This window comes from Mycobacterium colombiense, from assembly GCF_001665835.1.
GTDB lineage: Bacteria > Actinomycetota > Actinomycetes > Mycobacteriales > Mycobacteriaceae > Mycobacterium > Mycobacterium colombiense_A.
Genome location: NZ_LZSX01000091.1, coordinates 39,597 through 53,560, shown reverse-complemented (window position 1 = coordinate 53,560; position 13,964 = coordinate 39,597). Strand labels below are relative to the sequence as shown.

Annotated in this window: 12 protein-coding genes; 9 read left to right on the top strand and 3 right to left on the bottom strand. The window is 69.2% G+C overall.

Going from position 1 to position 13,964, the window contains the following annotated elements:
• Positions 1 to 3: 3 nt before the first annotated feature.
• The gene (gene acs, locus A5760_RS23485) at positions 4 to 1,956 is read right to left on the bottom strand and encodes an acetate--CoA ligase (protein WP_064885282.1); all 1,953 of its coding nucleotides are present in this window, start codon (positions 1,954 to 1,956) and stop codon (positions 4 to 6) included.
• A 136-nt stretch (positions 1,957 to 2,092) separates the two neighbouring features.
• Between acs and A5760_RS23480 the strand changes: the two genes are divergently transcribed.
• Positions 2,093 to 2,635 carry a DUF4232 domain-containing protein gene (locus tag A5760_RS23480; protein WP_196772189.1) on the top strand — a complete coding sequence of 181 codons (543 nt, stop codon included), beginning with the start codon at positions 2,093 to 2,095 and terminating at the stop codon, positions 2,633 to 2,635.
• Positions 2,636 to 2,640: 5 nt separating this feature from the next.
• Here the strand turns inward: A5760_RS23480 and A5760_RS23475 are convergent, their stop codons facing one another.
• Positions 2,641 to 3,174, bottom strand: a complete 534-nt coding sequence (locus A5760_RS23475) for an LppU/SCO3897 family protein (protein ID WP_155764437.1) — start codon at positions 3,172 to 3,174, stop codon at positions 2,641 to 2,643.
• Between the two features lie 179 nt (positions 3,175 to 3,353).
• Here A5760_RS23475 and A5760_RS23470 point away from each other — a divergent pair, with 179 nt between their 5' ends.
• Genes A5760_RS23470 through A5760_RS23450 form a run of 5 tightly spaced genes read left to right on the top strand, consistent with a single transcriptional unit; the run spans position 3,354 to position 9,146 of the window.
• Entirely contained in the window at positions 3,354 to 4,982 is a 1,629-nt protein-coding gene (locus A5760_RS23470; protein ID WP_419538273.1) for a peptide ABC transporter substrate-binding protein, read from the top strand.
• A gap of 2 nt (positions 4,983 to 4,984) precedes the next feature.
• Entirely contained in the window at positions 4,985 to 5,911 is a 927-nt protein-coding gene (locus A5760_RS23465; RefSeq protein ID WP_064885274.1) for an ABC transporter permease, read from the top strand.
• Positions 5,904 to 6,767, top strand: coding sequence for an ABC transporter permease (locus A5760_RS23460; RefSeq protein WP_064885272.1), 864 nt, complete (start codon positions 5,904 to 5,906; stop codon positions 6,765 to 6,767). The genes A5760_RS23465 and A5760_RS23460 overlap by 8 nt, the downstream gene beginning before the upstream one ends.
• Positions 6,764 to 8,383, top strand: coding sequence for a dipeptide ABC transporter ATP-binding protein (locus A5760_RS23455; RefSeq protein WP_064885270.1), 1,620 nt, complete (start codon positions 6,764 to 6,766; stop codon positions 8,381 to 8,383). Before A5760_RS23460 ends, A5760_RS23455 begins: the two co-directional genes overlap by 4 nt.
• A 4-nt stretch (positions 8,384 to 8,387) precedes the next feature.
• Positions 8,388 to 9,146 (top strand): hypothetical protein, encoded by a 759-nt coding sequence (locus A5760_RS23450; protein WP_064885268.1) that lies wholly within the window; start codon positions 8,388 to 8,390, stop codon positions 9,144 to 9,146.
• Between the two features lie 450 nt (positions 9,147 to 9,596).
• Here A5760_RS23450 and A5760_RS23445 read toward each other — a convergent pair whose 3' ends face one another.
• Positions 9,597 to 10,454, bottom strand: coding sequence for an HAD-IB family hydrolase (locus A5760_RS23445; protein WP_064885266.1), 858 nt, complete (start codon positions 10,452 to 10,454; stop codon positions 9,597 to 9,599).
• Between the two features lie 490 nt (positions 10,455 to 10,944).
• On the opposite strand from A5760_RS23445, the gene ssd reads away from it, so the two are divergent.
• From ssd to A5760_RS23430, 3 genes are read left to right on the top strand one after another with little or no spacing between them, the layout of a single operon-like run.
• Positions 10,945 to 11,997 (top strand): septum site-determining protein Ssd, encoded by a 1,053-nt coding sequence (gene ssd, locus A5760_RS23440; protein ID WP_064885329.1) that lies wholly within the window; start codon positions 10,945 to 10,947, stop codon positions 11,995 to 11,997.
• Positions 11,994 to 13,157, top strand: coding sequence for a TadA family conjugal transfer-associated ATPase (locus A5760_RS23435; RefSeq protein ID WP_064885264.1), 1,164 nt, complete (start codon positions 11,994 to 11,996; stop codon positions 13,155 to 13,157). Before ssd ends, A5760_RS23435 begins: the two co-directional genes overlap by 4 nt.
• Positions 13,154 to 13,951: a type II secretion system F family protein gene (locus A5760_RS23430; protein WP_064885262.1), complete on the top strand. Its 798-nt coding sequence runs from the start codon at positions 13,154 to 13,156 to the stop codon at positions 13,949 to 13,951. Before A5760_RS23435 ends, A5760_RS23430 begins: the two co-directional genes overlap by 4 nt.
• Positions 13,952 to 13,964: the final 13 nt, after the last annotated feature.

Genomic DNA, 13,964 nt, shown 5'->3' with positions numbered 1-13,964 from the left:
CGACTACTTCGCCGCCCTGATCGCGTCGAAGACGCCGGGATCCAGCAGCGTCGAGGTGTCACCCAATTCGCGGTTTTCGGCGATGTCGCGCAGCAGCCGGCGCATGATCTTGCCGCTGCGGGTCTTCGGTAGTTCGGGCACCACGTGCACCTCGCGCGGGCGGGCGATGGGTGAGATCTCCCGGGCCACCTCGACGCGCAACTCGTCGACGATCCCGTCGTGCACTTGGTAATCCGCGCACAAGACGACGAACGCGCAGATGGCCTGGCCGGTGGTCGAATCGGTCGCCCCGACCACCGCCGCCTCGGCCACCGCGACGTGGCCGACCAGCGCCGACTCCACCTCGGCGGTGGACAGCCGGTGTCCCGACACGTTCATGACGTCGTCGATGCGGCCCACCACCCAGATGGCGCCGTCGCGGTCGTAATAGGCGCTGTCGCCGGCGAAATACCAGCCCTGGTCGGCGAACCGGGACCAGTAGGTCTCGACGTATCGCTCAGGATCACCCCAGATGCCGCGCAGCATGGACGGCCACGGCTGGTCCAACACCAGGTAGCCGGTGATGTGCTCGCCCTTGTGGACGCCCGGCACCAGTTGATCGCCGTGGTCGTCGACGATCTTGGCCGAGATGCCCGGCAGCGCCCTCATCGCCGAACCCGGTTTGGCCGCAGCGACTCCCGGCAGCGGGGAGATCATCGTGGCGCCCGTCTCGGTCTGCCACCAGGTGTCGACAACGGGAATGCTGTCGGCGCCGATCACCTTGCGGTACCAGCGCCACGCCTCGGGGTTGATCGGTTCGCCCACCGAACCCAGCAGCCTCAGGCTGGACAGGTCGTGTGCGTCCGGGATCTCGCGGCCCCACTTCATGAACGTGCGAATCAGCGTGGGCGCTGTGTAATAGATTGTCACACCGTACTTTTCGATGATCTCGAAATGCCGGTGCTGGCTGGGCGAGTCGGGCGTGCCCTCGTAGAGGACCTCGGTCACGCCGTTGGCCAGCGGACCGTACACGCCGTACGTGTGCCCGGTGACCCAGCCGATGTCGGCGGTGCACCAGAACACATCGGTTTCGGCCTTGATGTCGAAGACGTAGTAGTGCGTGTAGGCGGCGTGGGTCAGATAGCCGCCGCTGGTGTGTACGATTCCCTTGGGCTTGCCGGTGGTTCCCGAGGTGTACAGCAGGAACAGCGGCTTCTCCGCGTCGAAGGATTCCGGGGTGTGCTCGGCAGAGGCGGCGTCGACGACGTCGTGCCACCACAGGTCGCGCTCGTCGTTCCAGGACACGTCAATTCCGGTGCGCCGCACCACAAGAACGTGCTCGACGGGGCTGTCATCGCCCTTGACGGCCTCGTCGGCCGCGTCCTTCAACGGCGCGGGCTTGCCGCGGCGGAACTGGCCGTCACTGGTGATGAGCAGCTTGGCCTGCGCGTCGGCGATCCGGGCCTGCAAAGCCTTGGCGGTGAAGCCGGCGAACACCACGCTGTGCATCAGGCCCAAGCGTGCGCAGGCCAGCATCGCGATCACCGCCTCCGGAATGAGGGGCAGGTAGATCGCGACCCGGTCGCCGGCGACCAGGCCGAGATCGGTCAGCGCGTTGGCGGCCTTGCACACCTCGGCTTGCAGATCCGAATAGGTCAGGCTGCGGTGATCGCCGGCGGGTTCGCCCTCCCAGTGGATGGCGACCCGATCCCCGTGCCCGGCCTCCACATGGCGGTCCACGCAGTTGTAGGCGACGTTGAGCTTGCCGTCGGCGAACCACTTGGCGAACGGTGCCTCGGACCAGTCCAGCACCTCGCTGAACGGCGTCGCCCACGACAGCCGGTTGGCCTGCTTGGCCCAGAAGGCCAACCGGTCCTGCTCGGCTTCGCGGTACAACTCCTCGCCGGCATTGGCCTGCTCGGCGAATTGCGCGGGCGGCGGGTACGACGACGGACCTGCGGTATTGGTGGCGGTCACTGGGTTCTCCTGTGTCGAGACTGCGCCGTTCGGTGGCCGACTGCGAGCCTAGCCGTGTGAGGTGTAGCTGTGCGAGTGGTAGCCGCGCGCGTGAATCCGGGGTCAAACCGTGCCCCGATGCCGGATAATCACCTGTGTGCCGGGTCATGGGCGGGGCATCCGCCGACTAACCCCCAGCTTTGCCGGGGCCGCAACGATTTACGCGGCGACCACCACGCTGGGATGGCCCGCATCGGCCATGCCTGCCGACAACGCCGACGCGCCGACGCCGTGCTGGTCGGACCAGATCGCCGTCACCGCCTCGCCCGCCGAGGGCGCCGTAGGGCATCGCGCGCTGACCCTGATGTTCAGCCTCGCCGGCGGCGCCGACCCGTGCACGCTCACCGGATACGCCGGGGTCGACTCGGGTGCGGGCGGACCGTTGATTCATGCCCAGCCCTCGCTGCGCGGATACATGGGCGGCCTGCCCGCCGGAGTCACTGAGCCGCCGACGGTCATGCTGTCGATATCGACGCAGGGGCAGGCCATCGTCGAGGGCATCGCCGTCGACGCCGACGGCAAGCCGTGCCCCACCTATACCGATCTGATCGTCAATCCGCCGGACACCACCAATGTGGTGACCGTGTCGGCGACCATCGACGCCTGCGCGTTGCAGGTGCACCCGATCACCGCAGTCTGAGCGACTCAGGAGTCGACGATCACCAAGCAATAGAGGCGCGGGGGCTTGGGGTAGGCGTTGGCCCTGGTTTCGGGCGGGCATTGCATTTTATCCGTGCTGCCGTCGATGCGTTTGTCGACCTTGAACCGTGCGAACCGAGATTGCGTGCAATCGACCGGTGTCCACGTCGCCGTCGTACGCTCGTCGGTCCTGAGGTAGCACTGCCCCTGTTGAAGGTTGGCGGGTTGAAGGTTGGCGGCAAAACGCAGTATGTGGGATTCGTTGGTGAGGCGCGAATAGACAGAGTCATCGCGTTTGCCATCGGGGCACATGGTTGTCGGACCGCCTTTGGCGGCGAGTTCGTAGGTCGCCACAGCATCAGCGCAGTCAGTGGGTCGGTCGAACGAGCCCATGCCGACCTCGAATTCACTGAAGCGCTGACCGATCTCAGGCCCGGCGGTTGCGGTAGACGGAGACGACTGACCGGTAGTGCGCGATGCACGACCGTGCTCCCACAGGACCCGCACTGCGTTGCCGAGGATGCCCAGGACGAGCAGCACAGCACCGATGGTGATGAGCGTGGAGGCCGAGTTCGGCGTCCGCGGCCGCGGCGGATAGCCGGCCGTGTGACCCGGATGGGCCGGATACGGCGGAACCGGATAGCCCGGCGGCGGCAAGCCGTACCGGGCACTTCACCGTCGCGCGACTTCAGGCCCTAGGGTCGGGTGTCATGCGTCGGATGCGGACCCCGGTGGCCTTGCTGGCCCCGGTTGCCGCCGCGATGCTGACGATCGCCTCGCTGGCCGGTTGCGGTGGCGGCGCGCTGAGCCCGGATCTGGTGGTGGTCAACGGCGGGGAACCGCCGAATCCCCTGATTCCCACCGGCACCAACGACAGCCAGGGCGGCCGGATCCTCGATCGGCTCTTCGCCGGGCTGATGTCCTACGACGCCGCCGGCAATCCGTCGCCGGAGGTCGCCCAGTCGGTCGACACCACCGACAATGTCAACTACCGGATCGTCCTCAAACCCGGCTGGACGTTCACCGACGGCTCGCCGGTGACGGCCCATTCCTTCGTCGACGCATGGAACTACGGGGCGCTGAGCACCAATGCCCAACTGCAGCAGAGCTTTTTCAGCCCTATCGACGGGTACGACGCCGTCGCCGGGCTGATCGGCGACGGCAAGCCGACGGCCACCACCATGAGCGGCCTACGGGTGATCAACGACCGGGAGTTCACCGTCCGGCTGAAGGCGCCGACCATCGACTTCAAACTGCGGCTGGGGCACAGCGCGTTCTATCCGTTGCCGCAGGCGGCCTTTCGGGACATGAGCGCTTTCGGGCAGCACCCGATCGGCGACGGCCCGTACCAACTCGCCGACGGTCCCGACGCGCCTGCGTGGGAGCACAACGTCCGAATCGACCTGCGGCCCAACCCCGATTACCGCGGCAACCGCAAACCACACAACAGGGGACTGCGGTTCGAGTTCTACTCGAACCTGGACACCGCCTACGCCGACCTGCTGTCCGGCAACCTCGATGTGTTGGACACGATCCCGTCCAGCGCGTTGACGATCTACCAGCGCGACCTGGGCGGCAACGCCGCCCGCGGACCCGTCGCCGTCAGCCAATCCGTCGACACCCCGCTGCGGCTGCCGCACTTCGGCGGCGAGGAAGGCCGGCTGCGCCGGCTGGCGCTGTCGGCGGCGATCAACCGTCCGCAGATTTGTCAGCAGATCTTCAACAACACCCGCAGCCCGGCCCGCGACTTCACTGCCAGCTCGTTGCCGGGATTCGATCCGAACATCCCGGGCAGTGACGCACTGGACTTCAATCCAAGTCGGGCACAACAACTCTGGGCCCAGGCCAACGCGATCTCGCCGTGGAGCGGGCGGTACGCCATCGCCTACAACGCCGACAGCGGCCATCAGGAGTGGGTGGACGCGGTGGCCAACAGCATCAAAAACGTACTGGGCATCGATGCCGTCGGTGCGCCGCAGCCCACCTTCGCCGGGTTTCGCACCCAGATCACCAACCGCACCATCGACACCGCGTTCCGGGCCGGCTGGATGGGCGACTATCCGTCGATGATCGAATTCCTCGCCCCGCTGTACGCCACCGGTGCGGGATCCAACGACGTCGGATATTCCAGCCGCGAATTCGATGCCGGCCTGGCTGCCGCCGAGGCGGCTCCCGACCTACGGCAGGCCGCCGCGCTGGTCAACGTCGCGCAGCGAATCCTGTTGCACGACATGCCCGCCGTGCCGCTGTGGTACTACATCGCCGTGGTCGGATGGTCGCCGGAGGTCAGCGCCGTCAAGGTCACCTGGAACGGGCTGCCCGACTACGAGAACATCGTCAAGGCGTGAACATGGGTTGGTACATCGCACGCAGGATCGCCGTCATGGTGCCCGTCTTCCTGGGCGCCACCCTGCTGATCTACGGCATGGTCTTTCTGCTGCCCGGCGACCCGCTGGCCGCCATCGCCGGGGATCGCCCGCTGACGCCGGCCGTGGCCGCCGCGCTGCGCGCTCGCTATCACCTCGACGATCCCTTCATCGTGCAGTACCTGCGGTACCTGGGCGGCGTCGTGCACGGCGACCTGGGCCGCGCCTATTCCGGCTTACCGGTCAGTGCCGTTCTCGCACATGCGTTTCCGGTGACGCTCCGGCTCGCCTTGATCGCCCTGGTCGTCGAGGCGGTGTTGGGCGTGGGGTTCGGCGTGATTTCCGGGCTACGCCAGGGGGGACTCTTCGATGCCACGGTGCTGATCGCCGGACTGATCATCATCGCGATCCCGATCTTCGTGCTGGGCTTCCTGGCCCAATTCCTGTTCGGGGTCAAGCTGGGTATCGCGCCGGTCACCGTGGGCGAACGGGCGACCTTCGCGCGCCTGCTGCTCCCCGGAATCGTCTTGGGCTCGGTCTCGTTCGCCTACATCGTCCGGCTGACCCGATCGGCGGTGGCCGCCAATGCGCACGCCGACTATGTCCGCACCGCCACCGCCAAGGGACTGTCGCGGCCACGGGTGGTGACCGTGCACATCCTGCGCAACTCGCTGATCCCGGTCGTGACGTTTCTGGGCGCCGACCTGGGGGCGCTGATGGGCGGGGCCATCGTGACCGAAGGCATTTTCAACATCCACGGCGTGGGCGGCGTGCTCTATCAGGCCGTCACCCGGCAAGAGGCTCCCACGGTGGTCTCCATCGTGACCGTGCTGGTGCTGATCTATCTGATCACCAACCTGATGGTCGACCTGCTCTACGCCGCGCTGGACCCGAGGATCCGCTATGGCTGAGCACTCTGGCTTTTGGGGTGAAACCTGGCGAAAGTTGCACCGCCGTCCGAAGTTCGTCGTCGCCGCCGTGCTGATCCTCCTCATCCTTCTCATCGCACTGTTTCCCGCGTTGTTCACCCACGCCGACCCCGGCTATGCCGATCCCGCCCAAAGCCTGCGCAGCCCTTCGGCGGCGCACTGGTTCGGCACGGACCTGCAGGGCCATGACATCTACGCGCGCACCATCTATGGGGCGCGGGCGTCGGTGACGGTCGGGTTGGGCGCCACGCTGCTGGTGTTCGTCGTCGGCGGGGCGTTGGGCGCGTTCGCCGGCTTCTACGGGGGCTGGCTCGACGCCGTCATCTCCCGCGTCACCGACATCTTTTTCGGGCTGCCGCTGCTGCTGGCCGCGATCGTGCTCATGCAGGTTCTGCACCATCGCACGGTGTGGACGGTGATCGCCATCCTGGCCCTGTTCGGCTGGCCGCAGATAGCCAGGATCGCCCGCGGCGCGGTGCTGGAGGTGCGGGGCAGCGACTATGTGCTCGCGGCTAAAGCGCTGGGGATGAGCAGGTTTCAAACGCTGCTCCGGCATGCCCTGCCCAACGCGGTGGGGCCGGTGATCGCGATGTCCACGATCGCGCTGGGGGCCTTCATCGTCACCGAGGCCACGCTGTCCTACCTCGGCGTCGGCCTGCCGAGTTCGGTGGTGTCGTGGGGCGGCGACATCAACCTCGCCCAGACGCGGCTCCGGGCCGGATCGCCGATCCTCTTTTATCCCGCCGGTGCGCTGGCGATGACGGTGCTCGCGTTCATGATGATGGGCGACGCGCTGCGCGATGCCCTCGATCCGGCCTCCCGGGCCAGGCGCGCATGAGCACGGAGGAAGCGCCGTTGTTGACGGTCGAGGGCCTGGAGGTCAGGTTCGGCGACCACGCCCCCGCGGTGGCCGGGGTGGATCTGAGCGTCCTGCGCGGCCAGACCGTCGCCGTGGTCGGCGAGTCGGGATCCGGGAAGTCCACCACGGCCGCCGCGATCCTCGGGCTGCTACCCCCGGGAGGGCGAATCACGGCCGGCCGCATCACGTTCGACGGGATCGACATCACGTCGGCGGATCGTCGGCTGCTGCGCTCGATCAGGGGACGTCGCATCGGCTACGTGCCGCAAGACCCGATGACCAACCTGAACCCCGTCTGGAAGGTCGGCTTTCAGATCCGAGAAGCGTTGCGGGCCAACACCGATGGTCGTCGGGCCCGGCGGCGGGCGGTGGAACTGCTCGCCCAGGCCGGCATGCCCGATCCGGCCAAGCAGGCGGGCAAGTACCCGCATCAATTGTCGGGCGGCATGTGCCAGCGCGCGCTGATCGCCATCGGGTTGGCGGGTCGTCCGCAGCTGCTGATCGCCGACGAGCCGACGTCCGCGCTCGATGTCACCGTGCAGCGCCAGGTCCTCGACCATCTGCAGCGGCTCACCGACGAACTGGGCACCGCGCTGCTGCTGATCACCCACGATCTGGCGCTGGCCGCCGAACGGGCGGAGCGCGTCATCGTCGTCCACCGCGGCGTCGTCGTGGAAACCGGTGCCGCACAGACTATTCTGCGAGAACCTCAACACGAGTACACCCAGCGGTTGGTGGCCGCGGCTCCGTCGCTGACACGCGCGGGCCGGCCGACGCCCGCCCCGACCGACGACATCCTCGTCGCCTCGGAACTCACCAAGATCTACCCGGATTCGCACGGCGCACCGTGGCGGCGTGGCGAGTTTCGCGCGGTCGACGCGGTGTCGTTCCGGCTGCAGCGGGCCCGCACCCTGGCGATCGTCGGCGAATCCGGCTCGGGAAAGTCAACGGTGGCCCGCATGACGCTCGGCCTGCTCCAACCCACTTCCGGCACAGTCGTTTTCGACGGCATGCAGATCTCCGACGCGGCGGACCGGGACACGATGATGGCCTTTCGCCGGCGCGTGCAACCGGTCTTCCAGAATCCGTACAGCAGCCTGGACCCCATGTACTCGGTGTTTCGCGCAATCGAGGAACCGCTGCGGATCCACCGCGTGGGCGACCGCAGACACCGCGAGAAAACGGTGCGCGAACTCGTCGACCAGGTGGCGCTGCCGTCGTCGGTGCTGAGCAGGTTGCCGCGCGAACTCTCGGGCGGCCAACGTCAGCGGGTCGCGATCGCGCGGGCCTTGGCCTTGCGGCCCGAGGTGCTGGTCTGCGACGAGGCGGTGTCCGCGCTCGACGTGCTGGTGCAGGCGCAGATTCTCGATTTACTGGCCGAGCTGCAGGCCGAACTGGGCCTGGCCTACCTGTTCATCAGCCACGACCTGGCGGTGATCCGGCAGATCGCCGACGACGTGTTGGTGATGCGGGCGGGCCGCGTCGTGGAACACGCGCGCACCGAGGAGCTGTTCACCGACCCCGGGCACGAATACACCCGGCAGTTGCTGGACGCCATCCCGCGGGCGCCGAAACCCGACGGGGATAGGTTGTGAAGTTGTGACAGCTGATCCGCTGGCCCCCCTGATGGAGCTGCCCGGCGTCGCCGAGGCCAGTGACCGCGCCCGCGACGCGCTGGGTCGTGCGCATCGCCACCGCGCCAACCTGCGCGGCTGGCCCGTGACCGCGGCCGAGGCGGCGCTGCGGGCGGCGCGCGCGTCGTCGGTGCTCGACGGTGGCCCCGTCCGGCTGGAGGATCTGGCCGATGCCGGGCAGATCAGCGATCCGGTGTTCGCAGGGGCGCTCCGGGTGGCCCAGGCGCTGGAGGGCGGCGAAGGCCCCGTCGTCTCCATCTGGCGACGGGCGCCGCTGCAGGCACTGGCCCGCCTGCACGTGCTGGCCGCGGCGGAGCAGGTCGACGACGAGCGGTTGGGGCGCCCGCGGGCCGATGCCGGCGTGGGCCCGCGACTGGAGTTGTTGGCGGACTTGGTGAACGGACGCACGCGCGTCCCGGCGCCGGTGCTTGCCGCCGTCGCCCACGGCGAACTGCTGACGCTGAAACCGTTCGGCAGCTCCGACGGTGTGGTGGCTCGCGCGGTGTCCAGATTGGTGACCATCGCCAGCGGGCTGGACCCACACGGGCTGGGTGTGCCCGAGGTCAGCTGGATGCGCCAGCCCGCCGCGTATCGCGATGCCGCGCAGGGATTCGCCGGGGGCACACCGGAGGGCGTGGGGGCCTGGCTGGTGCTGTGTTGCCGGGCGATGAAAGCCGGTGCGCAAGAGGCCGTCTCGATTGCCGACTCGATGTCGAACCGGTAGCTGAAGCGGTGACCGAAGGCCGGGAAACGGCACCGGAAAAATGTAGAGCGGGCGACGTTCCGAATGTTCGGTCCGCCGCCCGCCAACACGGGGCTCGGTTACCAAGCGTGCATCTCTGGGCTGCGTGGGTTGGCCTCGGCGATCTCACGACGCTTATGGTTGCAACCCCACCCAAAGGGTCGTCGATACCTTCCGCATTTTCGCAATTTCGCAGGCCCGCAACGCTTCTGCCATTTTCGCGGCTATGACTCCGCGTGGGTGCCGAACACCGTGCTGGGCGCCCGGGTCGGGAGAACGAACCTTCTCTTCCGGATCGACCTAGGCCTCACCGGGCTTCCGTGGTTTCCTTTGTACTACTAGACCCCTAGCACAGCAAGGCCCAATTGCGAATAGCAACGAATCCGTTTTGGATTGCGCGTTTGTCGGGTTTGCTGTCGCGTCCCGGGGCCGTCAGAACGCGTAGCGGCGCAACAACGAATACGTGACCGCGCCGGCGGCCAGGGCGCTGATGCCCACCGCGGCCGTCGTGGCGATCGCCGCGCCGGACGGCGCCGGGATGCGGTCGCGCAGGGACACCGGCCGGGAGAACGAGATCACGGGCCAACCGCGTTCGACGGCTTCGCGGCGCAACCCGCGGTCGGGATTGACCACGCTGGGGTGGCCGACCGACTCGAGCATCGGCAGATCGGTGATCGAGTCGGAGTAGGCGTAGCAGTGTTCGAGCGGATAGCCCTCGCGCGCGGCCAGCTCGCGGATCGCCTGCACCTTGCCCTCGCCGTAGCAGTAGAACGCGATCTCGCCGGTGTACCGACCGTCCTCGACGACCATCCGGGTCGCCATCGCGTGGGTGGCACCGAGGGCCCGGGCGATGGGGGCGACGATTTCCTCACCGGACGCCGACACCACCACGACGTCGCGCCCGCACAACTTGTGGGCCGCAATCAGGTCGGCCGCCTCCGCGAACACGAGCGGAGTCACGATGTCGTGCAGCGTCTCGTTGACGATCGACTTGACCTGTTCGACGTCCCAGCCGGTGCACATGTTGGTCATGTGCGCGCGCATCCGATCCATCTGGTCATGATCGGCACCCGAGAGCAGATAGATGAACTGCGCGTAGCTGGACTTGAGCACGGCGCGGCGGTTGAGCAGGCCCTGGTTGAAAAACGGTTTGCTGAACGCCAGGGTGCTGGACTTGGCGATGATCGTCTTGTCCAGGTCGAAGAAGGCCGCCGTTCGGGCGTGGGGAGCGGTGCTTGCCGCTGATTGCTCCGGGGCCGACTGCTCCGCGGTGGGCTCGAAGACGGTCACCGACCCAGCATAGGTCGACGGTCCCGCGACGCCGCGATCCCGCACCGGAAATGGCCGCTCAGGGAGGGTCGGGGGGCAGACGGAGCAGTGTTTACGCGGCTCAAGCTGTTTTTTCAGATAATGATCTCTTGCGTTACTCCGGCTTGTCATGTGTATAGTAAGCATTACTCGGCCTGAGCCGAGGGTGCATCAGCCCGACCCCCCGGGGCTGATGCACGACGACCCTCGCCTCCTCCCCCCCTGGCGGGGGTCGTCCCTTTTCTAGGGTCAGTTTTTCTCGCTGCACTGCGTCGGGCTCGGCTCTCGGCGCGTTGCGGGCAAATGTGTCCGTCGTCGCTGGCGGCGTACCCCGCGACGCGTTTGTGCACACTCGCGTCTCTATCCACAAATCCGCATTTGGGACTGTTGTGCCAAGGCCACGGCCCGGCACAGTGGTCGGGTGGCTAGCAGCTCCGGAGTTGACGCGGCGGGTTCCGCGGGCGTGTTGGCGATGCTGACGGAGCCCGATATGCGCACCGAGGTGGACCGGGTGGCGGCCGCCGCCGGTGTCCGAGTGGTGCATGCCGGTGACGCGTCGCCGGTCAGCCGCAAGAGTTGGGTGGCGGCCGCGGCCGTCGTACTGGACGCGCGGGCGGCGGCGCGCTGCGAGCGATGGGCGCTGCCGCGCCGCGATCACGTGACCGTGCTGACGGTCGCCGAACCGGAGACGACGACGTGGGCGGCCGCCGTCGGGGTGGGCGCCGCACATGTGTTGCGCCTGCCGGCGCAGGAAGCGGACTTGGTCCGTGCACTCGCCGAGGCCGCCGAGTCGTCGCGAGACGACGGGGCGCGCGGTCACGCGGTCGCCGTCATCGGGGGCTGCGGCGGAGCGGGCGCGTCCCTGCTCGCGATCGCCCTGGCCCAGGCCGCCACGGACGCGCTGTTAGTGGACCTCGACCCTTGGGGTGGCGGCCTCGACTTGTTGCTGGGCGGTGAAAGCGCGCCGGGGCTGCGCTGGCCGGATCTGGCGTTGCAGGGCGGACGGCTGAACTGGTCGGCCGTCCGCGACGCGCTGCCACGACACCGAGGCGTCAGCGTGCTGTCCGGCACCCGGCGCGGTTACGAGCTGGACGCCGGGCCGGTGCATGCCATTGTCGACGCGGGCCGCCGCGGCGCGGTCAGCGTCATCTGCGACCTTCCCCGTCGCCTCACTGATGCGGCCCACGCCGCGCTGAGCGCGGCTGATCTGGTCGTCGTCGTCACCCGCTGTGACGTGCGGGCGTGCGCGGCGACCGGGGCGCTGGCGCCGGTCCTGGCGTCCATCAATCCCAACGTCGGCCTGGTGGTGCGGGGGCCGTCGCCCGCCGGATTGCGGCCGACCGAGATCGCCGAGATCGCCGGCGTGCCGCTGTTGGCCTCGATCAAATACCAGCCGCAGCTCGCCGAGCAGATCGATCGCGGCGGCCTGCGGTTAGGGCGGCGCTCGGCGCTCGCGGTGGCGGCCCGCCAAGTGCTCGGCGTGCTCCCGCCCGCCGGGTCGCGGCGGAACGGCAAGGCGGCGTGAGCGGTTCGCTGATCGAACGGGTCCGCGAGCGGTTGGCCGGCGAGGCCGGCCCGCTCGGGCCGGCCGTGGTGGCCGCCGCGATCAGGGCCGAGTCCGGCGGGATGCTGGGCGACACCGAGGTGCTGGCCAACCTGCGGGTGCTGCAGACGGAGCTCACCGGGGCCGGCATCCTCGATCCGCTGCTCTGCGCGGACGGGACGACCGACGTGTTGGTCACCGCACCGGACGCGGTGTGGGTCGACGACGGCACCGCCCTGCGGCGCACCGAGATTCGCTTCCCCGACGAGGCGGCGGTGCGGCGGTTGGCGCAGCGGCTGGCGCTGGCCGCCGGCCGGCGCCTAGACGACGCGCAGCCGTGGGTCGACGGCGAGCTGACCGGTATCGGCGCCGGCGGGTTCGCGGTGCGGCTGCACGCCGTGTTGCCGCCGGTGGCGGCGGCGGGCACCTGCCTGTCGCTGCGCGTCCTGCGGCCCGCCAGTCAGGATCTGGCGGCCCTGACCGCCGCCGGCGCGATCGAGCCCGCGGCCGCCGCGCTGGTCACCGACATCATCGGTGCGCGGCTGGCATTCCTGGTCAGCGGTGGCACCGGCGCGGGGAAGACGACACTGCTCGCCGCGATGCTGGGCGCCGTGCCGCCCGGCGAACGGATCGTCTGCGTCGAGGATGTCGCGGAGCTGGCGCCGCGGCACCCGCACCTGGTGAAGCTGGTCGCGCGGTGTGCCAACGTCGAAGGCGTCGGCGAGGTTCCGGTACACGAGTTGGTCCGGCAGGCGCTGCGCATGCGGCCCGACCGCATCGTGGTCGGCGAGGTCAGGGGCGCCGAAGTCGTGGACCTGCTGGCCGCGCTGAACACCGGCCACGACGGCGGCGCGGGCACCGTGCACGCCAACAATCCCGGGGAGGTGCCCGCCCGCCTGGAGGCGTTGGGCGCGCTCGGCGGCCTCGACCGGGCCGCGCTGCACAGCCAACTCGCCGCCGCCGTGCAAGTGCTGCTGCATGTCGAGCGCGACCGCGCCGGCCGGCGGCGGCTCAGCGAAATCGCCGCGCTGCAAAGCGATCACGGCCGGGTGCGCGCGGTCACTGCCTGGCATGCGGATCGGGGAATGACGGATGCCGCCCCCCAGTTGCAATGCCTGCTGCGCAGCCGGATGCCGGCATGAGCGGCCCGCTGGCCGGCGCGCTGCTGTTGTCGCTCGCGCTCATCGTCGTTCGGCCCTCGCCGCGACGACGCCTGTCGGCCCCACCACGCCGGCGGCTCCCGACGGCCGGGCTTCGTGAGGCGGGCTGCGTCGCCGCGTGTGTCGGCTGCTTCGCCGCCATCGTCCTGCCGCTGACCACCGTCCTGTGCCTCGCGGTCGTGGGCGCGACCGCGGGTCTGCGATATCGGCGCCGGCGGAGCATCCGGCGCGCCACGGCTGAGGGTGACGCGCTCCAATCCGCGCTCGAGGTGCTGGTCGGTGAATTGCGGGCCGGTTCGCATCCGGTGCGCGCCTTCGGCGTCGCCGCCGACGACACCGCCGGCCCGGTTGCGGTGTCGCTGCGTTCGGTGGCGGCGCGGGCCCGGCTGGGAGCCGACGTCGCGGCCGGCCTGGCCGCCGCGGCCCGCGGCTCGGCGCTGCCCGCGCACTGGGAGCGGCTCGCGCTGTGCTGGCGGCTGGCCAGCGACAACGGGCTGGGAATAGCCACCCTGATGCGCGCCGCCCAGCGCGACATCGCTGAGCGGCAACGGTTCTCGGCCCGCGTCTCGTCGAGCATGGCCGGCGCCCGGGCAACCGCGACGATATTGGCCGCGCTGCCGGTGCTCGGCGTGCTGCTGGGCCAGTTGATCGGGGCCAGGCCACTGGGCTTCTTGCTGGGCGGGCACGCGGGCGGGTGGTTGTTGCTCGTCGGCTCGACGCTGGCCTGTGTCGGGCTGCTGTGGGCGGATCGCATCGCCGATCGGGTGGCGTCGTGAGGAGTGGCGCATG